This window comes from Janthinobacterium sp. FT14W (assembly GCF_009208755.1).
Taxonomy (GTDB): domain Bacteria; phylum Pseudomonadota; class Gammaproteobacteria; order Burkholderiales; family Burkholderiaceae_D; genus Janthinobacterium; species Janthinobacterium violaceinigrum.
This window is the reverse complement of record NZ_WFLL01000030.1, coordinates 58,026-81,780: the sequence shown is the minus strand read 5'-3', so window position 1 is coordinate 81,780 and position 23,755 is coordinate 58,026. Positions and strand designations below refer to the sequence as shown.

Here is a 23,755-nt window from a genome sequence, read left to right as displayed (position 1 = left end):
CGAAATGCGCGCCGCCCCCGCTGCTGCCCGGCATCGAGCGCTTGCCGGCGGATTTGACGTTTTCGGAAACGGCGGCGTAAGCGCCGGTGGCCTGGTTCCAGATGGAGCGGTAGATGCGGTTCATGGCAGTGTCCTGGTAATCTTGATTTAATTTATTTTCAACATCTAAAAAACCGTAGCGAGCGGATGTGAGTTGCGGCTGAGAAGCGCAGCTGTGCGCCCGCACAGTGAGCATCGCAAGCTGCAAATCGCGACGCGCAGCAGGTTTTTAAAAGTACTTGACGGCTTGCAGCCAGAAGCGGCCTGCCGCATCCGGTGCCGAGGTCGCCTTGGCATTGCCCAGCTTGTGCGCGTAATACGCCTTCAGCACGAGCGCGTTGGCGCCCGTCCACGTCGCGCCCACACCGGCCCCGCTCAAGGTGCGGCGGTTCTCGCCGGCGCTCCAGGCATCGCGGTTCAGCTTGACGGTGCCCGTGTCGGCAAACGCCAGCACCTGCAGCTGGCCGGGAAAGGCCGTGAACGCCGTCACGTTCTGACGCAGTTCCACATTCAGCACATAGCCCTGGTCGCCATACGCCTCGCCGCCCGGATAGGCGCGCACGCCGCCCACGCCGCCGATGCCCATCTTCTCGGACACATCGAGGTTTTTCGACGCGGCCTGGCCGCTGAGAGTGCCGAACAGGCTCGTCTCGCCGCCCAGGCTTTGCACGCGCGCACCATTGAAGGCCAGCTTGTTGAAGTGGCCGTTGCTCTTCACCGTCACCTGGTCGAGCGCCAAGGTTGCCAGCGTCCCGATATCGATCTTGCCCGTGGTGTACGTGACGGAATACGTGCTGGCGCCACCGCCGCCCCAGCCATCCTTGCTGTCGCCATTCAGGTTCAGCATCCACACCTTGGCCTTCTTGTCGTTGACGCTGCCCGTCGACTCCGTGCGGTCCTGGAAAGTCTTGTCGTCATAGCTCACTTGCGCATACAGATTGTTGCTGCGCGAGCGGATCAGCGGATAACTGCCGTAGGCGCTGGCGATCTTCGCCGTACCCTTGGCGTCGAGCACGGCGAATTCCTTGCCCAGCTTGTAGTCCATATACGTGTAGGCGCCGCCCAGGCGCAGCAAGCCGGCCTGCCCCTGGTAGGCCAGGCGGCCATAGTTCAAGCCGTCGGCCGAGGTGAACGCGCGCACGGTGGCCACGTCGCCGATGCCGGCCAGTTCGTTGATGTTCAGGGTGGCGCCGATGCGGTTGCGGCCCGTGTAGCGGTTGCCCTGGTTGTCCAGGTCGATGCTGCCGCTGAACCGCGATCCCGGCTGCACGTCGACGATCAGGTCGGACGCGCCCAAGGACGCCCCCGGCGCCAGGGTCGAACTCACCTGCACGCCCGGCAAGTCCGACAGCAGCAGCAAGCGCCGCTCCAGCGGCGCCGTGGCGATCGCCTGCCCGTCCAGGCCCGCCAGCACGGTGCCGGCCAGGCCGTCGGACAGATTGCTCTGGTTGCGCAGTTGCACCTGGCCATACTGGCCTGGCAAGACGCTGATCGTGACGACGCCATCCTGGATATCTTGCGCGGGCAGATAGGCCTGGGCCAGGAAATAGCCGCGGTTCTGGTAATAGCTGGCAATCTTGGATGCCATGGCGCGCAGCTCGCCCAGGGTCAGCTCGCTGCCCGGAGCAAATCCCGAGGCGGCCAGCAGTTCGCTCTCGGCTAAGACTGGCGGTGCCGTGATCTGCAGGCGCTGCACGGTGATGCGCGTGGTGTCGCCCACCGTGGTGGCGGGCACGTTGCCCTGCTGGACACGGATGGCAGGCGGCGCTTTCGGCAACGGCGGTGCGGCGGGAATCTGCTGCAGCTGGCTGCCGGCGCCAGGAGGATCGACGGCCCAGGCGGTCTGGATCATCAACAACAGGGTCAGCGGAAGTAATTTGGTGTTCAAGGTCATCCTTTCAGGCGGCGCGCCCACGCCAGACCCACCGCTTCCGGCTGCACTGACGGGGAATACAAGAGCTGAGTGGAAAAATACTTTTTTGATATCAATGTTAAATACAATGACAATGAAAAAATAAAATTCCCATCAGCAACATTGATCCATTTTAGCGCGCCATTGAAGGGGAAAATACCTGTCCGGGGGTCTCTTTCACCGTATTGGTGCAGCCCGTATGCATACAGCGCCAACATCCGCGAAGTGGCCTAAAAATGCTCTGTTTCAAAGAAAAACTCGTTGTCTTTGTGCAACAACGTTGACCGTCTGCCACTACCAAGATGCTATTCCACGCAGGCCAAACCATGAAAAAATGAAGGGTGGATTACTATTATCGCAATATAAAACAATGTTATTTTTCCGACATGAAGATATGCCTCCAGGTCAGTACTTTTATACTGCACGTTCGCATGTCACATTATTGTAAAAATGAGATGCAAAAAAATATACAGCGAGTTTGAAACCCGGCACTTGGCAATACCCGTGCGGGCACGCGATGGTCAGCGCTGCGAAGAAAATGGAAGGCCCAGCCGGCACGTCAGCGCGGAGCTGGCATGCCGGGTGGCTGCGAAGAAGGCGGGAGATGAGGATGGTGACGGGCTGATCCGGCCAGGTGCTACCTGGACAATACGTATTTCGCCAGGATCGCCGCATCGGCTTCGCTGAGCTGGCTGAACGGCGGCATGGGCACGGGGCCCCACTTGCCGGCGCCGCCATTGCGGATATTTGCTGCCACGGCAGCAACACCATCCTTGCCCTTGTATCTGGCGGCCACTTCCGCAAAGCCGGGGCCGACCACTTTCTGGTCGAGGGCATGGCATGCCATGCAGCCATTCGCCGCCAGCAAGGTCTTGACATCCTTGCCGCTGGCAGCGGCAGCCGGAGCTGCTGCGGCGGTTTTGGCCACGGCAGGCGCTGCGGCGCCCCGCTCGTCGCCATAGGTTTTCACCAGGTAATCGACCATGGCCGGCATGTCTTCATCGGCAAACTGCGCGCCGAACGGCTTTTTCATCTTCTTGACGGTCGCTTCCCAGTACGCGCGCGGCGAGGCAGGCGGCTGGCTCGATGCATACTGGGCCGCGTGGCACGTCATGCAGTTGCGCTGTACCAACTGGTAGCCGGGCAATTCGCTGGGTTTATACGCCGCCGTTTCCGGCGGCAAGTGGATTTCCAGCGCGCCCGCGCTGCCCGCCAGCATCAGGGCCACGGCGGCGGCGAGTGTTCTTATCGGCATGGCATTCTCCTCACACTGCCTGGATGCGCGTGGTTTCCACCACGTTGCGCATATAACCCATGGGATTCCACAGGGCTTTCATGGGCTGGCTCTGGCCGATGCGGTTGACGGCGCGCACCATCAGCACATGCTTGCCCTTGCGCGGCGCCTTCATGACCATGGTCCACTCGCGGAACGAAAAGCGCCCCAGGTCCTTGCCCAGCTTTGCTTCCTGCCAAGTCTGGCCGCCGTCCAGCGACACGGTCACCTCGCTGATGCCGTGGCCGCTGTCGAAGGCGATGCCGCGCAAGGCCAGGTCGCGTCCCGCCTTGATCTGCGCGCCATCTTGCACGCTGGTAATGAAGGAGCGCACGTTGAGGCGGCTGATGGGCGTCGTCTTGCCCACGGGCGCGCCCGGTTCGATGAAGCCGGAACCGTTGTCGGGAATGCGGTAGCCCGTGCTCATCCAGAAGCCGTCGAAGGGCTTGTCCAGCACGGTGATGTCGCTCAGGTGCTTGACCCAGTAAGTGCCGTAATAGCCGGGCACGATCAGGCGCAGCGGATAGCCGTTGAGAAAGGGAATGTCCTCGCCATTCATGGCCCAGGCCAGCATCACGTCGCCGGCCATGATGTGCTCGACGGACAAGGCTTTTTGAAAGTCGGGACCGTCGCCCACGGGCGGCGTTTCCAGGCCGTTGAAGGCCACCTGCACGGCGCCAGGCTGTATTCCCGCCTTTTCCAGCACGGTTTTCAGGGGGATGCCCGTCCAGCGGGCATTGCCCATGGCGCCATTGCCCAGCTGCCCGCCATTCGCGCGGGGCGCAAAGAATCCGCGGCTATTGCCCGAGCATTGCGTGACAGCCACCACGTCGACGGGCTCGGCCAGCTGTTTCAGTTCCGCCAGCGACAAGTCCAGCGGCGTCTTGACCAGGCCGGCGATGCGCAAGCGGTAGCTGCCGCCGTCTATGCTGGTGGGCAAGCCGCTCCAGTGGTAGCGCACGAAAAACGCGTCGTTGGGCGTGATCGCCCCTTCATTGAAGACGCCGAACGGCGTTTCCAGCTGGGGCGGACGGCTGGTCAGCAGGATCAGCGGGCGCTTTTGCGGGAAGGCCACCAGTTCGCGTTCGCCATTTTCAAACGGCAAAGTGACGGAAGCGGCCAGGCCCGGCCCCGCCACGGCGGCGGCGCCCAAGGCGGCCGTCGTGCGCAGGAAGCGGCGCCGGCCTGCGGGCAACAAGGTCGTGTCAGACATGTTTGAGCTCCACTTTGGTGTCGGCCGCCTCACCGCCGTTGCGGTCATCGTTGACCAGTTTCTTGATGTAGTACATGACGCTCAGGATGACCACGCTCAACAGGCCGAACCAGAACGACACGCGCTGCTCCGTATCGGACGACACGCTCATGGCGCCCAGGATCACCAGCATGGCGAGGATGGTGAAATACGTCAGATAAGGGAACAGCCACATGCGCACTTTGATGCGTTCCGGGCATTCGCGTTCCAGGCGGCGGCGCAGGCGCAATTGAGATATCGCAATGAGCAGGTAGACGAACAGGATCAGGATGCCGTAGGAATTGACGATGAACGGGAACACGAGGTCGGCCGACACATACGAGACGGCAATGGCGAAGTAGGCAAACAAGGTGCTGAACAGGATGGCGCGGATGGGCACGCCGTTCTTGCTCAGTTTCACCAGGCCCGTGGGCGCATCGCCGCGGCGCGTCAGCGCAAAGATCATGCGCGAGGAGGCGTACAGGCTGGAATTCAAGGCCGACAGCACGGCCGTCAGGATGATGGCGTTCATGATGTGGGCCGCGTACGGGATGTTCATGACGGTCAGGGCGCTGACGAACGGCGTGGCGATGGCCGGCGAATCCCAGGGCACGATGCAGACGACGACAAACATGGAACCCACATAGAACATCAGCACGCGCGTGATGACGGAATTGGTGGCGCGGGCGATGGCCTTGGCGGGGTCCGACGTTTCGGCCGCGGCAATGGTGACGATCTCGGCGCCCGAATAAAAGGCCGTGGCGGCGACGGCGCCGCTCAGCACGGGACCCCAGCCGTGGGGCATGAAGCCGCCATTGCTGGTCAGGAAACCCAGAGTCGGGATGCTGTTGGGCAAGCTGCCCGTGATGAACAGGGCGCCGACGAACAGGAAGACGATGATGGCGACCACCTTGATCGAGGCGAACCAGAACTCGAATTCGCCGAACGCTTTCACCGAGAACAGGTTGAGCACCGTCATCGACACGAGCAGCACCAGGCTGATCGACCACGACGGCACGTCAGGCAGCCAGAAGTTGACCAGCTTGGCTCCGGCAATGGCTTCCAGGGCCACGACGACGACCCAGAAATACCAGTACATCCAGCCGCTCATGAAGCCGAGGAATTTCGACACTTTCGGCTTGTCGTCGAAGGCCAGGCGCGCATATTCGTAGAAGGAGCCGACCACGGGCAGGGACGAGGCCAGCTCGCCCAGCATGCGCATGATCAGGACGACCAGGCCGCCCGTGAGCAGGAAGGAAAGGATGGCGGCCGGACCGGCGGCCTTGGCGATGACGCCGCTGCCGACAAAGAGGCCGGCGCCGATCACGCCGCCGATGGCGATCATGCTCATGTGGCGTTGCTTGAGCGAGTGCTGCAAGCCGGTACTGTTATGCGATTCGCTAATCATGTTTTGTCTCCTGAAAATCTCTGAAGCCCGGTGCGCCCTGCCTGCTGCGGCTTGTTCTTGCCGCGCGGCTTTGTTTTATTTAGGCAACACCGTCAAGCAGCATCGATACATCGTGTAAATCAGTCTGGTTGGCCACATTCCATAAGTCAATCTGGAAATGCAGCGGCCCGGCGCGGCGCCCATGGGGCAAGCGCGCTGGAGGGTAAGTACGGGTATGGCGGGTTAAAAAAATGGGAGCGGCGGCAACACTTGTGGCGTGCGCGCCACTCCCAAGAACGTCTTACACCTTGCCCTTCCATGGCACGAGGGTACGTTCGAGGTAACGCATCATCAAATCAAACAGGAAAGCAAAGAAGCCGATCACGATAATGCCCATGATCACCACATCGCTGGCCAGGAACTCGGAGGCGCTCAGCACCATGTAGCCGAGGCCGCGCGTGGCTGCCACCATTTCGCCCGCCACCAGGGTGGTCCAGCCCACGCCGATGCCGATGCGCATGCCGGTGAGGATTTCCGGTATCGCCGCGCGCAGAATCACGTGCACGATCACCTGGAAACGGGTAGCGCCCATCGAGTAGGCCGCGTGGATTTGCTCCAGTGAAACAGAACTGACGCCCGCGCGGGCCGCAATCGCCATCGGTGCAAAGATGGCCAGGAAGATCAGGTAGACCTTCGAAAACTCGCCGATGCCGAACCAGATGATAACCAGTGGCAAATAAGCAAGGGGCGGCAGCGGACGGTAGAACTCGATCAAGGGGTCGAAGATGCCCCGCGCCACGCGGTTCACGCCCATCATCACGCCGACAGGGATGGCGAACAGGCAGGCCAGGCCGAAGGCGCCGAACACGCGCACCAGGCTGGCCACCGTGTGTTCCCACAGGGTGGCGCCGCCGAAACCGGTGGTGGCCGCCATGATGAATTTCTCGTACACGGCTTGCGGCGACGGCAGGAACAGCGGCTTGACCATGCCGCTGGCCGTCACGCCAAACCACAGCAGGAGCACGGCGATGACGGTGACGGTGGCGATGCGGCTGGAATTGCCCTGTCCCGGCGCGCCGAACGCTTCGCCCGGCATGGCGCAACGGGGGGCGAACAGGCGCGAGAAAAAGCCGCCGCGCTTGGCAGCGGTGGGAGGAAATCCCACGACGGATGGGCTATGCATGGGACACCTCCAGCTCTTTATTGACGGCGCGCTCCTGGTTCATTGCGCGTTCGTCGCCATAAATGATGTTGAGCACCGTTTCGCGCATCTTGATGAAGTCCGGGCTCGATTTCACGGCGCGCGCATCGCGGCACTCGAGGAAGCGCTTGTTGAAATCGAGTTCATACGTATGCGTGATGCGGCCCGGGCGGGGCGACATGACGATCAGCCGGTTCGCCAGGAACAGCGCCTCGTCGACGCTGTGGGTAATGAAGAAGAACATGGTGCTGGATTTGGCCCAGATATCGAGCAGCAATTCCTGGATGGTTTCACGCGTCAGCGCATCGAGCGCCGCCATCGGCTCATCCATCAGCAGCATGGCGGGATTGCTGGTCAGGGCGCGGGCGATGCCGACGCGCTGCTGCATGCCGCCCGACAATTGATAGATCATATTGTCGTGAAAGTCCTTCAAGCCCACGAGCGCCAGGTTCTTGGCCGCCTGTTCGCGCCGCACGGCTTTCGGCACGCCTTGCAGCTTCAGGCCGAATTCCACGTTTTCCATCACGTTCAGCCAGGGCAGCAAGGCGTGTTTCTGGAACACCACGCCACGGTCGGCGCCCGGCCCTTCCACCTTGTTATTCCCAAGCATGATCTCGCCCTTGGACGGGGCGATAAAGCCCGACATCAGGCTCAGCAAGGTGGTCTTGCCGCAGCCCGAGGCGCCCAGCGCGACGACAAAGTCGCCGCTGTTAATGGTCAGATTGATATTGTTTAAGGCATGTACGCGTTCACCGGCCGTCTTGCCCGGATAAATCACGCTGACATCCTTGACGTAGAGATTTTCCATCGTGTACCCCGCATAGGTGTAGTCACTTCAGTTCAACGCATTCTGTTCAGTCAGCGCGCCCGCAGGCGCGCCATCGCACAACGTTTACTTCAGCAGGCCGGCGGCCTGTGCATACCTGGGTGTCACATATTTGGCGTAATCAGGCGCCAGGGTATCGATCTTGCCTTCGCCCTTCAAAAATTGCGCCGTGGCCAGCAAGGCTTGCGCCACGCCGCCCTTCGCGCCGCCACCGAGCCAGGCGGGCGACGCCTGCTCCTGCAGCGAGGGATAGGCGTACAGGGCCACGGAAGCGGCCACGTCCTTGGCGGCCGCGCCCGAATGCTTGACGTTGGCTTTCACCTGCGGGGAATCGACGGTCCAGGCCTTCGGATTGGCGCGGTAGTCGGCGTCGGCCGCGGCCATCACCTTGACGAACTTGGCCATGAAGTCCGCATTCGCCTCGCCCCAGGCGCGCTCGACGGCCATGCCGTCAAACGTGGCCTTGCCCTTCTTGCTCAGTTCGCCGGAAGTGACGAGTACCTTGCCGTTTTGCTTGAGCTTGCTCAAGGCCGGGTCCCACACGAAGGCGGCGTCGATGTCGCCCCGCTCCCAGGCGGCGGCGATCTGGTTCGGCTGCATATTGAGCAATTTCACTTCCGTGGGCTTGATGCCCCACGTTTCCAGCGCGAACATGGTGTGGAAGTGCGTGGTAGAAACGAATGGCACGGCAATCTTCTTGCCGCGCAAATCGGTCGGTTTGCTGATGCCGGCGCCGTTGCGGGCCACCATCGCTTCAGCTTCATTGATGTCGTCGATAATCCAGAACAGCTGCAGGTCGACGCCGCGGCTGACGGCCGCCGTCAGGGGGCTGGAACCGATGACGCCGATCTGCACGTCGCCGGACGCCATGCCGGTGGCCACCTTGGCGCCCGAATCGAACTTGCGCCAGTTGATTTTATAGCCCGTGGTTTTTTCCACTTCGCCGCTGGCGATGGCCACCAGGAAGGGACCGTTGATTTCCTGATAGGCAATCGTCACTTCCTTGCCTTGCGCGAAGGCCGTGCCGCTGGAGGCAAGGGCGGCGCCCAGCACCAGGGTGCCGAGGACGGCGCGGCGCATCGTTGAAAAAACCGTGTTTTTGCTCGTATTCTTGTTCATGTCTCACTCCAAGTTATTGTTATGTGTGAACGTGCGGGCAATCTCATCCCTTGCGGGAGGCGCCGCTGGTTGCTCTATGTCAACTCATGCGGCGGCTTAGTACGGCTACTGCGATTTAAAACACTTCATCCTTCAAGTGATACCAGCGGTACAAAAAGCGCTGGCCCAGGCGGCGGAACGGGGCGAACGCCTGCGACTCGACCAGTTCCATCATGTTGGGATACGGCAGTTTCGAATTGAAGATCGGCAAGCCCGTGTCGCTGGCCTTGCCCGCGACGCGCTCGGCCATGCGCCGCCCTGCCTGCGCCGAGTACATGACGCCGTTGCCGCCGTAGCCCAGCGAATAGAAGATCGATTGCTTCGGGTCCGGCTGCACGATGCGCGGCATCATGTCGTGGCTGACGTCGACCCAGCCCCACCACGAGTAATCGATGGCGATGCCCGTCAGCGCGGGGAACTTGCGGTGCAGATCGTTGATCAAAAACTGTTTGTACTTGTCGTCCGGCGCGTCGGCGCCCGTGATGGCGCTGCGGCTGCCGATCTGCACGCGGTTGTCCGGCATCAGGCGGTAGTAGTGACGCAGGATGCGCGTATCCGTGATCACCTGGTGGGTGCGGAAGTTGCACGCCGCGATTTCCTCCGGGGTCAAAGGGCGCGTGACGAGCGAGTTCGACAGAATCGGCAGCAAGCGGTTCTTCACTTGCGGATGCAGATGGGGCGAGGTGTAGCCGCCCGTGGCCACGGCCACGGAACGGGCGCGCACCACGCCGCCCGGCGTTTGCAGATAATGCACGCCATTGCGCGTTTCCCAGCCCATCACGGGGCTCGATGGGTGCACCTTGGCGCCCAGCGCGCGCGCCTTGCGCAGGTAGCCGAAGGCCAGCTTGCCCGCGTGGATGCCGATGCCTTCCGGCTCGTGCAGCGCGCCAGCCGCTTCCTTGTCATCGACGAATTCGCGCTTGACGGTATCGGCGTCGAGGATGCGGGCGTCGTACTTGAAGATCTCGCGCATGACCTTGGCTTCTTTTTCCAGCGCAGGCATGGCTTTCGCCTTGTGGGCGATGTACAGGTGGCCGCCCGGCTGCGGGTCGCAATCGATGTCGGCCGTGATCTTCTTGAACGTTTCCATCGCGTCGCACACTTCCGTGTGCAGCTTCAGGGCCGTGTCCAGGCCGTAGCGGTCTATCCACTGCGAGCGCTTCAGGCGGCCCGTCGTGCACTGGGCCTGGCCGCCGTTGCGCGTGCTGCAGCCCCAGCTGACCCGGTTCGCTTCCAGCACGGTGGCCTTGATGCCGTGCTCCTGGGCCAGGAAGATGGCGCAGGACAGGCCCGTAAAACCCGAGCCGATGATGGCCACGTCGACGTCGATGTCATGCGTGATGGGACCGTCGTCGGCGGGCGGCTCGCCGGCCGTGCCGATCCAGTAGGTGGGCGCGTAGGCATTGCCGTGGCCGGGGCGCTGCGCCACCAGCGGATCGTAGGCGGGATCGTAGGGCGTGCGGGCGGCGGTGCTGTTGCCCATTACGCCAGGCGGGGTGTCGACAGGTTTGTTCATGGTCATTCCTGGTGAACGTGCTGGCTCAGACTGTGACGACGGGTGGGCGATCCTTGCGGAAAGCATTCTTGACTGCGATCTTGCCATCGCGGAAGGTGAAGATATCGACCATGCGCGCTTCGATGCGCGTGCCGTCCGCCTTGGTGCCCGCAAACGTCGACTCCGTCACGCCCCGTTCGCCGCTGACGAAATGCACTGGATTGAGCCAGGCGGCGTCGGGGAAGGTTTGCCAGGCCAGTTCGAAGCCGGCGCGCACGGCGTCGCGGCCGATGAAGCTCTTGCCCAGCAGTTCAGGACCGGCGACGGCGTGGAATTCGCAATCGTCGGCCATGGCAGCCATCAGGGCCTCGATATCGTGGCGGTTCCAGGCATCGCCGAATGCTTGCAGGAAGTCCGTGGTAACGGCATCGGTGGGTACGCGTGTATTCATTTTTGTCTCCGTAAGTCGAATTTGGTACTTTTCGTTCCGTTTTTTAGTATTTTTATTGAATTTAAGCTGAATGCGGGTGCTTGTCAAATCAAATAATCCAAATACCGGGACGCTTTGTATTCTTTATTGAAATTGCGATACTGAAGTGACAATGTGTGAGAATTTCGTCACAGTGCGGTGCCGGATGACGCCAAATCAACCCAACGTCGCAAATGCCGGGGTCGGACCCTGCAGGGGCATGCCTCACACTGGGAGGCATGCCGATCGCAAAGCGACCGACCCCAGTCCCCGCTTTGGGGTTACTTAGACGTAGTCTTTGTACTTGTCCAGATGACGGATCGGCTTGCTCAGCGCATCGCGGCGGAACGGGTCGCCCAGTTCGCGCGTGCACATGATTTCGATGATGGTGGTCTTGCCTTCATTCATCTGCATGTCGATCGCCTTCTTCAGGGCCGGGCCCACGTCTTCCAGCTTGTCGACCGTGATGCCTTCGGCTCCCATGGCCCGCGCAATCTCCGCAAAGCTCTGGTTGTCGAGTTCTCCGGCGACGAAGCGGCGGTTGTAGAAATCCACCTGGTTTTTCTTTTCCGCGCCCCACTGGCGGTTGTGGAACACCACGGCCGTCACAGGAATGTTGTGGCGCACGCAGGTCATCGTTTCCATCAGACTCATGCCCCAGGCGCCGTCGCCCGCATACGACACGGCCGGACGGTGCGGCGCAGCCACTTTCGCGCCGATGATGGTCGGAAACGCATAGCCGCAGTTGCCAAAGCTCATCGCTGCAAAGAAGCTGCGCGGCTTTTCAAAGCGCAGGTAGCTGTTGGCCACCGAGTTGATGTTGCCGATGTCGGTCGACACCATCACGTCTTCCGGCATGGCTTTTTCCAGCTCGCGCAAGACCTGGCGCGGGTGCAGGTAGTTGCCCGGCTCTTTCTTCTGTTCCTCGATCATGTCCAGGCTGTACGCATCTTTCTCGTGCGTCCAGTTCGTCAATTCCTCTTCCCACGCGGCCTTTTCCGCTTGCACGGTGGCATAGCGTTCTTCCCGCGTGGCGTCGCAATCGAGCTTCTTGCCGTCCAGTCGGGCCAGGATGGCCTTGGCAGCCGCCTTGGCATCGCCGCAGATGCCCACCGAAATCTTTTTGACCAGGCCCAGCATCTTGTTATCCGCATCGATCTGGATGATCTTGGCATTCTTCGGCCAGTAATCCATGCCGTGCTGCGGCAGGGTGCCGAACGGTCCCAGGCGCGAACCGAGGGCCACGACGACGTCGGCCTGCGCGATCAGTTTCATCGCCGCCTTGGAACCTTGGTAGCCCAGCGGACCGCACCACAGCGGGTGGCTGGCGGGGAAGGAGTCATTGTGCAGATAGCTGTTGACGACGGGCGCGCCGAGGCGTTCGGCCAGGGCCTTGCATTCCTCGATGGCTTCGCCCATGACGACGCCGCCGCCCGAGATGATGACGGGGAACTTGGCCTTCGCCAGCAGCTCGGCCGCATCGTCGAGGCTTTGCTCGCCGCCGGCGCCGCGGTCCAGGCGGTTCGGTTTCGGGATCTCGGCCTTGATTTCGCCATAGAAATAGTCGCGCGGGATGTTCAGCTGCGTCGGGCCCATCTCCGACATGGCGCGGTCGAAGCAGCGGCCCGTGAATTCGGCCATGCGGGCCGGATTCGTCACGTGGCCCTGGTATTTCGTGAATTCCTCGAACATGGGCAGCTGGTTCGCTTCCTGGAAGCCGCCCAGGCCCATGCTCATGGTGCCCGTTTCCGGCGTGATGATGACGACGGGCGTGTGCGCCCAGTAGGCGGCGGCGATGGCCGTGACGCAATTGCTGATGCCGGGGCCGTTCTGGCCGATGACGACGCCGTGGCGGCCCGAAACCCGGGCATAGCCGTCGGCCATGTGGCCGGCGCCCTGCTCGTGCACGACGGGAATCAAACGGATGCCGGCGGGCGCAAAGATATCCATCGGGTCCATGAAGGCCGAGCCCATGATGCCGAACATGTCGGTCACGCCATTGGCGGCCAGGGTTTCCACGAACGCTTCGGAAGGCGTCATCTTTTGCGGGCCTGCGGGGGTGGCTGCGGTGGCCGCTGCGGCGGCGGCTTTTTGCTCGGTCATGTCATTCATGGGTGTCTCCTGGTCTGTGGTGATGAACTGCAGTGAATTTATTAAAAATCGGTATATTTTGTTCCGAAATTTGATATACAATTCAATTTAAGCGTTCGGCAATCAAAAGTCAAACAGATTTTCAAGGAAACGGTACAATTTGAGTTCGAAAATGAAATAAGCTGACGTCACACTCAGAGCTACCCAACCGAGGCCACCATGGACATGATTTCATCCCCAAAACTTGAGCCGGAAAAACTGGAAGGCGACACGCCCACGATGCGTTTGTTTGCCTTGCTGGAAGTGATTGCCGAAAAAGACCAGTTGCTGTCGCTGCAAGCGCTGGTGGAAGAAACAGGATTACCGAAACCCACCCTGCACCGCATGCTGCAACAGCTGGAAAGCGTGGGCGTGCTGCAGCGCGAAAGCGATGGCCGCCACTACAGCACGGGCGTGCGCCTGCGCCGCCTGGCGTCGAACCTGCTGATTAACAACACATTCCATGGCGCCCGCCGCATGGTCTTGCGCCAGCTGGTCGAGGAAGTGGGCGAAAGCTGCAACCTGACGGCCTTCAGCGGCAGCGAAGTCGTGTACCTGGACCGGGTGGAAACGGCGGCGCCGCTGCGCTTCTACCTGCATCCGGGCTCGCGCGTACCGGCCCACTGCTCGTCCAGCGGCAAGCTGTTCCTGGCACAGATGACGCCCGTGCAACGGCGCCGCCTGCTGGGCCACATGGAATTGACGCGCTTTACGGACAAGACGGAAACGGACCCCGTCAAGCTCGAGCGCGAACTGGAACTGGTGCGCCGCAACGGTTACGCGCTGGACGACGAGGAATTCCTGCCCGGCCTGCTGTGCGTGGCCGTGCTGGTGCCGAACCCGAATGGCCGCTCGAACCTGGCCGTGGCCATCCAGGCGCCCATCATCCGTTTGACGCACGACAAGGCTTTACATTTCTTGCCAGCATTGCAACGCGCCGCGCAAGCCCTGGCCGCCATCGAATCGGAAACCATGCCGACGACGGGCGGGGACGACGACGCATTACAGGCAGGTAATTCATAACCCCGTAGCGTCCCCGCTGCGGTTTCACAGGAGAACAAGGTGCCAGATTCACGCCAACATCCCCCCGCCGCAGCGGCGCAAACCTTGCAGTCCGTGCGCAGCCTGTTCAATATCGACAGCGACCTGCTCGTGCCCGTCTTCACGGAACGCGATCCGCACGTGCCCGACATCGATCCCGCCTACCGCTTCAACAAGGACGTGACCCTGGCGATCCTGGCCGGCTTCACCCATAACCGCCGCGTGATGGTGCAAGGCTTGCACGGCACGGGCAAGTCCACGCATATCGAGCAGGTGGCAGCCCGCCTGAACTGGCCCTGCGTGCGCGTCAACCTCGATGGCCACATCAGCCGCCTGGACCTGGTCGGCAAGGATGCCATCGTGCTGCGCGAACAGCAGCAGGTGACGGAATTCCAGGAAGGCATCGTGCCCTGGTCATTGCAACGCCCCGTGGCCCTGATCTTCGACGAGTACGACGCGGGCCGCCCCGACGTGATGTTCGTCATCCAGCGCATCCTCGAGCGCGACGGCAAGTTCACCCTGCTCGACCAGAACCGGGTCATCACGCCGCATCCCCACTTCCGTTTGTTCGCCACCTCGAACACGGTGGGATTGGGCAACCTGAACGGCATGTACCACGGCACGCAGGTGCTCAATCACGCGCAGATCGACCGCTGGAATATCGTTGCCACCTTGAACTATCTGCCGCAGGCGGAAGAAGCGGCAATCGTGCTGGCCAGGATTCCCGCCATGAACGACGAGGCGGGCCGCCAGCTGGCCGCCGCCATGGTGGCCGTGGCCAGTCTCACGCGCCACGGCTATGCGGCGGGCGACCTGGCCTGCCTGATGTCGCCACGGACCGTCATCACGTGGGCGGAAAACTGCCAGATCTTCCGCGACCCGGCCCTGGCCTTCCGCCTGTCCTTCCTCAACAAATGCGACGAGGCCGAGCGGCCCATGGTGGCCGAGTATTACCAGCGCTGTTTCAATGAGGAATTGCTGGCGAGCCAGGCATGAGCACGGAAGCGACGGCGCCCGTCGCCTACACGCGCGAACAGCAGGAAACGGACGAGCTATGCGCGGGCGCCATCCGCGCGCTGAGCGGCGTTGGCTCGATCCGCTACCGGGGCCGGCGCCTGCACGACGGCCACCGCCCCCTGCCCATCCACGCTGCCCATCTGCAAGCCGATGCGGCGCTGCAGGACTTGCCGTCGCTGCGGGGCGCGGCCGACAGCGTGGCCCTGCGTTTGCTGCACACGGACGCGGCCTTGCACAAGTCCTTGTGTCCGCTCGAGCCAGTGGCGCGGCTCGTCTTCGAGCTGCTGGAACAGCTCAGGGTGGAAACCCTGGCGCCCGATCAACATGCCGGTGTGATCGGCAACCTGCGCCACCGTTTTACGGCCTGGTCGCATGCGTTCTACGATTCCGGCTTGGCCGAAGGCGCCTCGGGCTTGCTGCTGTACACGGTGTTCCAGATGTGCTGGTCGCGCCTGACGGCCCGTGCCGTGCTGGAAAAGACGGAAGATTTCATCGAGGCGACGCGCTGGTCCGTTTCCTCCGCATTGAGCGGCGACCTGGCGGGATTGCGCCGCCACCGCAGGGACCAGGCCGCCTTTGCGCGCCATGCGCTGGCCATCGCCCATGCCGTCGACGCCATGCTGCAAGAGGCGCAGGCGGCGCGCGATGGCCAGCAGGACGAAGCGGGCGACGCCAGGGCGCAGGCGGCCTTCAAGCTGCTGCTCGATTTCGACAGCGACAACGACAACATTCCCGATGCCGCCCCGCTGGGCGACAGCCGCGCCATGCGCGACAGCGATGGGGCCTACAAGGCGTACTCCACGGCATATGACCGCGAAGAACAAGCGGGCGAACTGGTGCGCCGCGCCCTGCTGCGCGAGTACCGCGAACGCATGGATGCGCGCATCGCCAGCCTGGGCATCAACACGGCCCGCCTGGCGCGGCGTTTCAGCCAGCTGCTGGCCGTACCCCGGCGCGACGGCTGGTCGTTCGGCGAAGAGGAAGGCTATATCGACGGGCGCCGCCTGGCGCAGCTGATCAGCTCGCCATCGGAGCGCCGGCTGTTCCGCAAGGAACAATTCCTGCCGCAAGCCGATTGCCTCGTCACCTTTCTCGTCGATTGCTCCGGTTCCATGAAGACGCATGCGGAATCCGTGGCCGTGCTGCTCGACATTGTATTGCGCGCGCTGGAGCAGGCGGGCATCGCCACGGAATTGCTGGGTTTTACGACGGGTGCGTGGAACGGGGGACGAGTCAAGCGCGACTGGATGCGCGCCCGCTCGCCCGCCCAGCCTGGGCGCTTGAACGAACTCGTGCACATGGTCTTCAAGGATGGCGAGACCAGCTGGCGCCGCGCGCGGCCCGACATCGCGGCCCTGCTGAAAGCAGACCTGTACCGCGAAGGCGTCGATGGCGAAGCCTTGGACTGGGCGTGCACGCGCATGCTGGCGCGGCCCGAGCGGCGGCGCATCCTGCTCGTCGTATCCGACGGTTGCCCGATGGATACGGCCACGAACCTGGCCAACGACGAGTTTTACCTGGCGCAACATCTGAAACAAGTGGTGGCGCGCCGCGAGGCACAGGGCGCCGTGGAAATCTGCGGGCTGGGACTGGGCCTGGACCTGGGCGCCTATTACAGCCGCAGCCTGGCCACCACCCTGCCCGCCTCGCTGAACAATGAGCTGTTCAGCGAGATCGCCCAGCTGATCGCCGGGCGAAAAAGATAGCCGCTATGCTGCCGGAACCGCCAGCAACTGCTGGCGATGCGCATGCAAAAACGCTGGCACGGGCGACGCCTGCCTGCCCGTCAGCACGCGATAGTCATCGCTGACGATGTGCATGGCATCGGTGGCCAGCCAGCGCTCGATACCCGCCAGCATCTGCGCCATCGGCGCCGGCATGCCGGATGTGATGAAATGGCGTGCGCGCGCTTCCCTGTCCAGGTGCACGACCTCAATGGGCCTGCCGAACAGGCGGGCGGCGATGGCGGCCAGCGCCGGCGCATCGAGGGACGCGGGTCCCGTAATATCCAGGATACGGTTGCCGGAATAGCCATCGGCCAGGGCAGCGGCGGCCGCATGCGCGCAATCCTCGCGCGCCACGTACGACACGTGGCCTGCTCCCATGGCCGTTTTCAGCAGGCCATCGACGGCGGCAGTGCCCAGCACCGGCAGCAGCAAGTCCTGGTAAAACGCATTGCGCAAGATCGTATGGGCGATGCCGCTGTCCACCAGCAACGCTTCCGTGGCCCGATGGTCGTCGTTCAGCAGCGAGCGCTTGCCTTCCTCCGGCTGCAGGAACGAGGTGTAGACGATATGCGCCACGCCCGCCTGGCGCGCCGCCTCGATGGCGTGCTGGTGCTGCGCCACGCGGCGGCCCGTGCCGTCGATGGTATTCGTGCTGATCAACAGCAGGCGCCCAACGCCGTGGAAGGCGGCGGCCAGATCCTGCGGCTGGTCAAAGTTGCCGCAGCGCACGTCGATGCCCTGCGCCTGCCACGCGGCGTGGCGCTCCGGCGTGCGGGTAATGGCTGCAAGCGTCGTACCGGGATGGCCGACACACTGGCTGGCAAGCTCATTGACGACGAGGGTCCCCAGTTGGCCGGAAGCGCCGGCGACGGCGAGGTGCATTGTTTTCATGTTCTTTTCCTTGTAGCGCGCGCAGGCGCACCCAGCATGGGGCGGCAGCGCGCGAAGATGAAATGATGAGATGGTGAGATCAGCGATGGCCATGCGGCGGCCCGCCCCTTGCGGGGCAAAGCTGCGGCAGGCTTACAGGAAAGAAGGGAAAACAATGATCATGCGCCCAGCATGGCGCGTGGCGCCCGGCCGGTCAAGCGCTTTCGATGGCGCTTGACGGCGGCAGACCTAGTCGACGCAGTAGCGCACGGCGTGCGCTTCCATGGGCAGCGGGATTTCCCAGTTCCACAGCATCGATTGCAGCTTCTTGTTGCTGAGCGAGGTGTCGCGCTGGCCGTTGCGCCGCAGCAGCTCCTTGCGCGGCTGCTCCAGGTACACGAGCTCCACCTGCGCATGGTATTTGTACAGCAGGTTGAGCGTCTTTTCGCGCATCAGCCTGGACAGATGCGTGGCGTTCCACACGAACGGTTCGCCCTTGCGCAGCAGTTCGCGCGCCCGCTCTTCCGCATAATCGCCCACCTGGCCCTCGTTCTTGCCGTGCTTCAAGCCCAGGGCGATGCGCGCATCATCGAAGGACACGACGGGCAGGCGCGGATGGTGCTGGTCCACCCACGTATTCTTGCCCGACGCGGGCAAGCCCGACATGACGATCACGTGCGAGCCCGCTTCCTGGAACAGCGGGTAGTCGGGATGCGCCTCGGCACCGCGAAAATACTTCACGCGCGTGTGGTCATCGACAAAGGCGCGCCGCTGGCCGTAGCAGCCCTCTTCGCGCGCCAGTTCGCGGAACAGCTCGATGGCATCTAAAATGCGCTGCGGATCGGGACAGATCCTGCCGCGGATATCGGCCTCGGCCAGCATGGCCAGCAGGGGGATATCGACTTGCCACGACAGCTCGCGCACGGTGAACTCGGGCGTGACGCCGCGCCGCGACGATTCCAGCGCAAAGAAGGGTACTTGATGTACGTTAATCAGGCGACAGATTTCCTCGCGCGCGGCAAACGGCACGGCATAGTCCCACAGGGCGATGCGCGCATCGAGGGCGCCCTTGCGCGAATGGCCGGGCTGGCCGATGGCGCCCGTTGCCGGGTCGATCACCGTGGTGCTGCACTTGGCCACGTCGTGCAGCAGGGCGGCCAGGAAGACGATTTCCTGCTGCGCCCGTGTGGCTTGCCGGTAGCCGGGCATGGCCAGCAAGGATTCCACCACCATCATGGTATGCGTCCACACGTCGCCCTCCGCGTGGTAGACGGGGTTTTGCGGCGTCGTCTTGGCCAGCTCCAGCTGCGGGAAGGCAGCCAGGCAGGCTTCGAAATCGGGCGACTGCCCTGCTGGTGGCACCAGTTGTTGTAACTGTTTCCAGTTCATTTTGTACTCCTTGAAAATACTGCCAGCTCGTCGAGCGAGCGGCAGGTATGCAGGCCCAGGCTCTCCCATGTGACCAGCGGCTGCGGCGCATACAGGTCGGCGCCGTCGGCCAGCTGGTTGGGGATCAGGGGCCGCGTGCTGTGGTGCGAGCCGCTGTCGAGGATGGTTTGCGTAAAGTCGTGCCGCACCAGCTTGTAGCGGGCCAGCACCTGCTCGTCGTCTTCCACTTTCAGGTACAAGCCTTCCGCGTGGTCGGACTTGTCCGTCTGTTTCCAGCACAGGTCCAGCGACAGGCGCTCACGCGCCACCACGCCTTCGAAAGCGTCGCGCCACAAGCGGGACTTGGCCAGCGAATGGCGCAGCAGCTGCCACAGCTGTTTCGGCGACGCGGGCATGGCGCCCGCATACAGCACGGGCACGGACAGCACGGGCGAACCGGCCAGCATGGCCTGGCGGCGCGCCGTGGACAAAAACATCTGGCTGCGGCGGCAATACACGTCGAACTCGTTGAAGTAATGGGGCAAGCGGTCGTAAAACACGGAGTGCTTGCTGTAGGCCCATTCGCCAAACAGCACATACTGGTCTTCCAGCAAGCCCAGCAAGGCGTGTTCGTGCGCATGCGCCCACGGTTTCAACAGATTGAACTGGCGTTCGCTGCCGCCGCCCGCCAGGTAATGGCCGCGCGACTGCAGCAGCACCTCGCCCGCGTCGCTGAACGACACGGCGGCGTTGGCGCCATCGATTTTTTCCTCGATGACGACGTACTGGCCGGCCAGCTTTTTCAGGGGCATCTGGTCCGAGCCGTCGTCGCCATCCTGCAGGCGCGAGCCTTCCAGGTGCGGCGTGCGCGGGTATTTAAATAAGGGCAAAGATTGTAAAAACATAGCGTCCCACGCCCCGTTCACCGGGGCGTGTCCATACAGGGTCAGGGGTGCTGACGACGTGTTCGGGCGTGGACGATCAGGACGGTGGTCCTGGATACGTGTGCGGAGGGAGCAAAAACAGTGCCACAGCAATCGGGGGCGTCAACGCGCCGAACGATGCTGCAGAGAGCATTTCGTCAGCGTTAGCAGGTGATGGCGAAGAAGCGAGGCACTTTTGGCTCCAATAAGGAAGAGGTTCGAGAAAGAACCGCGAATATAAAGGCTGTTTGATTATTTTGCAAGTGGCTGATCCGTATCGTGCGCCCCCTTGCGCGCACTGTCGGGGCCGGCCGCTTTGCAATCCGCACAAAATTTGCTAAGCTGGCGGCACTTCCTGTCGCTGCTGCGTGGAAAACAAACATGGCCTTGCAAAAAGGCCGTGCATTCGTTATTTCCGGAGCAGAATCGTGTTTCCCCTATCCAGATTACAAAAAGCCCTGCGCCGCCAGGGCATCGCTGTCGCCTATGCCGACGGTATTTATACACTCAGCAATCCGCACGCCCAGGCGTCCGTGCTGCTGCCCCACAACTTTCCGCTCGAGGAAAAAGCCGTGCGCCAGCTGATGGCGTTTGCCGCCGTCGCCGTGCCCGGCCAGGATGGCCATGTGTGCAAGGCCTGCGCCACGCCCGACTTTCATCCGGGCAGCATTGCGCCCGTGGGCAGCATCGTCGCCACCAGTGCCGACATGGTGATTCCCGCCATCCCCGGCACGGACATCGCCTGCGGCATGCGCCTCATTACCACGGGCCTGAGCCTGGCGCAGTTCGAAGCGCGCAAGCCGCAGCTGCTCGGCAAGCTCAAACACGTGCTGCTGGAAGACGGCCGCAACGTGCCGCTGCGCTCGAAAGCGTTTGCCGCCCTGTTCGACGTGGGGCCGGAAGCGTTCATCGACAGCCTGCACAATGAGGGCTTGTGGCCCCGCGTCGACAAGGCGCGCTTGCTGCATGAGCTCGACGACTGCATCGCCCTGCGCGAACTGGGTGGCGGCCTGCGCCATGCGCCCGAAGCGCTGGTCGGCACGCGCGAAGTGATACGCGACCCCAGCCTGGGCACCACGGGATCGGGCAACCATTTCGTGGAAATCCAGGTGGTCGACGCCGTCATGGACCGCCATGCCGCGTACCGGCACGGGCTGGTGCCGGGCGAAGTGGTCGTCATGATCCACAGCGGCAGCCGCGACGTGGGCTTTTTTGTGGGCAGCCGCTGGATGGACCGCGCCAAAGAGGCGTGGCCGAAAGGCCTGCGCCACCCGCAGTCCGGCCTGTACGGCTTGACGGGCGAACTGGCCGGCGAGTACATGGACGCCATGGGCGTGGCGTCGCGCTATGCCTGGGTCAACCGCATGGTATTGGCCGAGCTGGTGCGCGACAGCCTGTCGCAGGTGTATGCGCACGACAGCTCGCGCCTGGTGGTGGACGTGCCGCACAACGTCATCCTGCGCGAGCACGGCATGAACATCCACCGCAAGGGCGCCACGCCGGCGCGCGCAGGCGACCTGGCGCTGATCCCCGGCTCCATGGGCGATTATTCCTATGTGGCCACGGGCATGGGCAATCCCGACTGGCTGTGGTCGTGTTCGCACGGCGCGGGGCGCAGCATCCGCCGCCAGGCCATGCGCGCCATGCGGCCCACGGTGGGCGGCGACGAGATGGCGTTCCAGTGCGTGACCCTGCGCGAGGAGCGCCGCGTCGAGGAAGCGCCGATGGCCTATAAAAAGATCGGTCCCGTCATCGCCGCGCAGGAGGAAGCGGGCTTGCTGCAATCGGTGGCCCGACTGAAACCTTTATTGACGTTCAAGGCCTAGGCCAGCAGCTGCGGCACGGCCGCCGCCATCAGCGAGAGGCCGATGGCGGTCAGCACGGCAAACGCGATGCGGCGCATGCCGCGCTGGGCAATCGGTGGCGGGTAGCGCTTGCCGGCCATGGTGGCCAGCACGCCGACAGGCAGGGCCAGCACGCACAGCAGCAGGACCTTCCCATCGAGCTGGCCCTGGCTGCCCGCCATCAGCGAGCGCCCGCCCGCGCTGATGGCGAACAGGAAGATCAGGCTGTAGCGGATGGTTGTCAAACTCATTTCCTGGCGATAAAACTGATACACGAGCGGCGGTCCCGCCAGTGAGAACAGGCCGGAAAACAGGCCGCCGCACACGCCGCTGATGAAGAAGCTGCGCTTGCCGGCCGCGCCCGGTCCCGGCGGCGCCTGCAGCAAAATGCTGACGCCGCCATACACGATGGCCGCGCCTAATAACAATTTCAGGACGGGCGCATACGCCTGGTCCAGGTATCCCAATAGCAAGACGCCGGCCGCCATGGCCGGCAGCAAGCCGATGCTGGCTGCGCGGATGGCGCGCCAGTCCAGGTGGTGCAAGGCGCCCGGCAAGGCCACCAGGCAATTGGCCAGGGACAGCAGACTGACGAGGGCCGCCAGCGCGGGCACGGGCGCCAGGCCCAGGCCGCTGGCCACGCCCATGACGATCATGCCCAGTCCAAAACCCGTGACGGTCTGGAAATACGTGCCGGCCGCCACCACGCCCAGCAGCGCCAGCACGGGCAGGCTGAACAATTCAGCGCCCACCCTGGGCCTGCACGGCCGTGACGGCAATCACGTTATACACGTCGTCGGCGCTGCAGCCGCGCGACAAGTCGTTGGCCGGCTTGTTCAAGCCTTGCAGCAAGGGACCGATGGCGACGGCGCCGCCCATGCGCTCGGCCAGTTTATAGCCGATATTGCCCGCGTCCAGGTTCGGAAATACCAGCACGTTGGCGCGGCCGTTGACGACGGAATCCTTGACTTTTCTCTGCGAAATCTCGGCCACGATGGCCGCGTCCAGCTGCACGTCGCCATCGATGGCCAGCAGCGGGCGCTGGGCCTTGACCCGGTCTGTTGCCGCATGCACCTTGTCGACGGCCGCATGGTGGGCGCTGCCGCTGGTGGAAAACGACAGCATGGCGACACGGGGCTCTTCCATCAGCAAGGCTTGCGCGCTGTCGGCGGCAGCCATGGCGATGTCGGCCAGCTCCTCGGCCTTCGGGTCGACCACCAAGGCGCAGTCGGAAAAGATGAAACCGCCCTTGAGGCTGTGGAAAGGTTCGCACAGCATCATCAGGAAAAAGCTCGACACCAGCTTGAAGGCGGGATCCACGCCGATGATCTGGATGGCGCTGCGCACCACGTCGGCCGTCGTGTGCACGGCCCCCGCCACGCAGCCGTCCGCGTCGCCCAGGCGCACCATCAGGTTGGCGTAGCACAAGGGCGCTTGCACGGCGATGCGCGCCTGTTCCACCGTCATGCCCTTGGCTTGACGCAGCACAAACAATTGCTGGGCATAGTGTTCCGATTCATCGGAAGTTGCCGGGTCGACCAGGCGCACGGCATCGATATTCAGCGCATGTTCGCGCGCCAGCGCGAGGATGGCGGCCGGCTTGCCCACGATGGTGACATGCGCCAGGCCGTCGGCGGCGGCGCGCGCGGCCGCCTGCAGCACGCGCGCGTCGTCGCCCTCGCACAAGACGATATGTTTCGGCATGGCGCGGGCCTGGGCGATGATGCGGTGCAGGGCTTTCATGGGAACTCCAATTCGGTAAAAAAATGCCGGAACCATGCAAGCATGAAGCATGACACATGACACATGAAGCATGAAGCAACGGTTCCGGCACATAAAACCCG

The 23,755-nt window shown here is 63.2% G+C and carries 20 protein-coding genes; 4 read left to right on the top strand and 16 right to left on the bottom strand.

Annotated elements, in window-relative coordinates:
* The 11 genes from GCN74_RS29735 to xsc all read right to left on the bottom strand — a co-directional run.
* The coding region (locus tag GCN74_RS29735) for an ESPR domain-containing protein (protein ID WP_152258203.1) at positions 1–124 on the bottom strand (124 nt) is incomplete at its 3' end.
* A gap of 144 nt (positions 125–268) precedes the next feature.
* Positions 269–1,927, bottom strand: a complete 1,659-nt coding sequence (locus GCN74_RS19495) for a ShlB/FhaC/HecB family hemolysin secretion/activation protein (RefSeq protein ID WP_226939121.1) — start codon at positions 1,925–1,927, stop codon at positions 269–271.
* Between the two features lie 661 nt (positions 1,928–2,588).
* Complete coding sequence (locus GCN74_RS19490; protein WP_152258201.1) at positions 2,589–3,206, bottom strand: c-type cytochrome; 618 nt, start codon at positions 3,204–3,206, stop codon at positions 2,589–2,591.
* Positions 3,207–3,216: 10 nt separating this feature from the next.
* The gene (locus GCN74_RS19485; protein WP_152258200.1) at positions 3,217–4,437 is read right to left on the bottom strand and encodes a molybdopterin-dependent oxidoreductase; all 1,221 of its coding nucleotides are present in this window, start codon (positions 4,435–4,437) and stop codon (positions 3,217–3,219) included.
* Complete coding sequence (locus GCN74_RS19480) at positions 4,430–5,863, bottom strand: amino acid permease (protein WP_152258199.1); 1,434 nt, start codon at positions 5,861–5,863, stop codon at positions 4,430–4,432. The genes GCN74_RS19485 and GCN74_RS19480 overlap by 8 nt, the downstream gene beginning before the upstream one ends.
* Positions 5,864–6,143: 280 nt before the next feature.
* Complete coding sequence (locus GCN74_RS19475) at positions 6,144–6,938, bottom strand: ABC transporter permease subunit (RefSeq protein ID WP_058049276.1); 795 nt, start codon at positions 6,936–6,938, stop codon at positions 6,144–6,146.
* 79 nt (positions 6,939–7,017) lie between these two features.
* Complete coding sequence (locus GCN74_RS19470; RefSeq protein WP_152258197.1) at positions 7,018–7,851, bottom strand: taurine ABC transporter ATP-binding protein; 834 nt, start codon at positions 7,849–7,851, stop codon at positions 7,018–7,020.
* An 84-nt stretch (positions 7,852–7,935) separates the two neighbouring features.
* A complete protein-coding gene (gene tauA, locus GCN74_RS19465) occupies positions 7,936–8,988 on the bottom strand; it encodes a taurine ABC transporter substrate-binding protein (RefSeq protein WP_193317162.1) in 1,053 nt (350 codons plus the stop codon).
* Positions 8,989–9,103: 115 nt separating this feature from the next.
* Positions 9,104–10,543: an NAD(P)/FAD-dependent oxidoreductase gene (locus GCN74_RS19460; RefSeq protein WP_152258196.1), complete on the bottom strand. Its 1,440-nt coding sequence runs from the start codon at positions 10,541–10,543 to the stop codon at positions 9,104–9,106.
* 25 nt (positions 10,544–10,568) lie between these two features.
* Entirely contained in the window at positions 10,569–10,973 is a 405-nt protein-coding gene (locus GCN74_RS19455; RefSeq protein ID WP_152258195.1) for a nuclear transport factor 2 family protein, read from the bottom strand.
* Between the two features lie 303 nt (positions 10,974–11,276).
* Positions 11,277–13,094 (bottom strand): sulfoacetaldehyde acetyltransferase, encoded by a 1,818-nt coding sequence (xsc, locus tag GCN74_RS19450; protein ID WP_152258209.1) that lies wholly within the window; start codon positions 13,092–13,094, stop codon positions 11,277–11,279.
* Between the two features lie 213 nt (positions 13,095–13,307).
* Between xsc and GCN74_RS19445 the strand changes: the two genes are divergently transcribed.
* The 3 genes from GCN74_RS19445 to GCN74_RS19435 are packed head-to-tail and all read left to right on the top strand — an operon-like array spanning position 13,308 to position 16,885.
* Complete coding sequence (locus tag GCN74_RS19445; protein WP_369811606.1) at positions 13,308–14,144, top strand: IclR family transcriptional regulator; 837 nt, start codon at positions 13,308–13,310, stop codon at positions 14,142–14,144.
* Positions 14,145–14,183: 39 nt separating this feature from the next.
* Complete coding sequence (locus tag GCN74_RS19440; RefSeq protein ID WP_226939120.1) at positions 14,184–15,158, top strand: AAA family ATPase; 975 nt, start codon at positions 14,184–14,186, stop codon at positions 15,156–15,158.
* A complete protein-coding gene (locus tag GCN74_RS19435; protein ID WP_152258194.1) occupies positions 15,155–16,885 on the top strand; it encodes a cobaltochelatase CobT-related protein in 1,731 nt (576 codons plus the stop codon). Before GCN74_RS19440 ends, GCN74_RS19435 begins: the two co-directional genes overlap by 4 nt.
* A 3-nt stretch (positions 16,886–16,888) precedes the next feature.
* Here the strand turns inward: GCN74_RS19435 and GCN74_RS19430 are convergent, their stop codons facing one another.
* From GCN74_RS19430 to GCN74_RS19420, 3 genes are all read right to left on the bottom strand, one after another.
* Positions 16,889–17,797: an NAD(P)H-binding protein gene (locus GCN74_RS19430; protein WP_193317161.1), complete on the bottom strand. Its 909-nt coding sequence runs from the start codon at positions 17,795–17,797 to the stop codon at positions 16,889–16,891.
* A gap of 228 nt (positions 17,798–18,025) precedes the next feature.
* On the bottom strand, positions 18,026–19,165 hold the full coding sequence (locus GCN74_RS19425; RefSeq protein WP_152258192.1) for an AAA family ATPase: 1,140 nt from the start codon (positions 19,163–19,165) through the stop codon (positions 18,026–18,028).
* Positions 19,162–20,049: an RNA ligase family protein gene (locus GCN74_RS19420; RefSeq protein WP_152258191.1), complete on the bottom strand. Its 888-nt coding sequence runs from the start codon at positions 20,047–20,049 to the stop codon at positions 19,162–19,164. The genes GCN74_RS19425 and GCN74_RS19420 overlap by 4 nt, the downstream gene beginning before the upstream one ends.
* Positions 20,050–20,495: 446 nt before the next feature.
* Between GCN74_RS19420 and GCN74_RS19415 the strand changes: the two genes are divergently transcribed.
* The gene (locus tag GCN74_RS19415) at positions 20,496–21,893 is read left to right on the top strand and encodes an RtcB family protein (protein WP_152258190.1); all 1,398 of its coding nucleotides are present in this window, start codon (positions 20,496–20,498) and stop codon (positions 21,891–21,893) included.
* Here the strand turns inward: GCN74_RS19415 and GCN74_RS19410 are convergent.
* Together GCN74_RS19410 and pta are read right to left on the bottom strand one after the other, a co-directional pair.
* Positions 21,890–22,663, bottom strand: coding sequence for a TSUP family transporter (locus tag GCN74_RS19410; protein WP_152258189.1), 774 nt, complete (start codon positions 22,661–22,663; stop codon positions 21,890–21,892). The two genes, GCN74_RS19415 and GCN74_RS19410, sit on opposite strands and share 4 nt — an antisense overlap.
* Positions 22,653–23,654, bottom strand: a complete 1,002-nt coding sequence (gene pta, locus GCN74_RS19405) for a phosphate acetyltransferase (RefSeq protein WP_152258188.1) — start codon at positions 23,652–23,654, stop codon at positions 22,653–22,655. The genes GCN74_RS19410 and pta overlap by 11 nt, the downstream gene beginning before the upstream one ends.
* Between the last annotated feature and the right edge of the window lie 101 nt (positions 23,655–23,755).

What these genes read in the sequence shown, in the direction of transcription:
- GCN74_RS19480 (WP_152258199.1), bottom strand. Translation starts at nt 5,863, where the DNA reads ATGATTAGCGAATCGCATAACAGTACCGGCTTGCAGCACTCGCTCAAG.
- tauA (WP_193317162.1), bottom strand. Translation starts at nt 8,988, where the DNA reads ATGAACAAGAATACGAGCAAAAACACGGTTTTTTCAACGATGCGCCGC.
- GCN74_RS19430 (WP_193317161.1), bottom strand. Translation starts at nt 17,797, where the DNA reads ATGAAAACAATGCACCTCGCCGTCGCCGGCGCTTCCGGCCAACTGGGG.
- GCN74_RS19470 (WP_152258197.1), bottom strand. Translation starts at nt 7,851, where the DNA reads ATGGAAAATCTCTACGTCAAGGATGTCAGCGTGATTTATCCGGGCAAG.
- GCN74_RS19420 (WP_152258191.1), bottom strand. Translation starts at nt 20,049, where the DNA reads ATGTTTTTACAATCTTTGCCCTTATTTAAATACCCGCGCACGCCGCAC.
- GCN74_RS19490 (WP_152258201.1), bottom strand. Translation starts at nt 3,206, where the DNA reads ATGCCGATAAGAACACTCGCCGCCGCCGTGGCCCTGATGCTGGCGGGC.
- GCN74_RS19455 (WP_152258195.1), bottom strand. Translation starts at nt 10,973, where the DNA reads ATGAATACACGCGTACCCACCGATGCCGTTACCACGGACTTCCTGCAA.
- GCN74_RS19475 (WP_058049276.1), bottom strand. Translation starts at nt 6,938, where the DNA reads ATGCCGGGCGAAGCGTTCGGCGCGCCGGGACAGGGCAATTCCAGCCGC.
- GCN74_RS19460 (WP_152258196.1), bottom strand. Translation starts at nt 10,543, where the DNA reads ATGAACAAACCTGTCGACACCCCGCCTGGCGTAATGGGCAACAGCACC.
- GCN74_RS19445 (WP_369811606.1), top strand. Translation starts at nt 13,308, where the DNA reads ATGATTTCATCCCCAAAACTTGAGCCGGAAAAACTGGAAGGCGACACG.
- GCN74_RS19425 (WP_152258192.1), bottom strand. Translation starts at nt 19,165, where the DNA reads ATGAACTGGAAACAGTTACAACAACTGGTGCCACCAGCAGGGCAGTCG.
- GCN74_RS19485 (WP_152258200.1), bottom strand. Translation starts at nt 4,437, where the DNA reads ATGTCTGACACGACCTTGTTGCCCGCAGGCCGGCGCCGCTTCCTGCGC.
- xsc (WP_152258209.1), bottom strand. Translation starts at nt 13,094, where the DNA reads ATGACCGAGCAAAAAGCCGCCGCCGCAGCGGCCACCGCAGCCACCCCC.
- GCN74_RS19435 (WP_152258194.1), top strand. Translation starts at nt 15,155, where the DNA reads ATGAGCACGGAAGCGACGGCGCCCGTCGCCTACACGCGCGAACAGCAG.
- pta (WP_152258188.1), bottom strand. Translation starts at nt 23,654, where the DNA reads ATGAAAGCCCTGCACCGCATCATCGCCCAGGCCCGCGCCATGCCGAAA.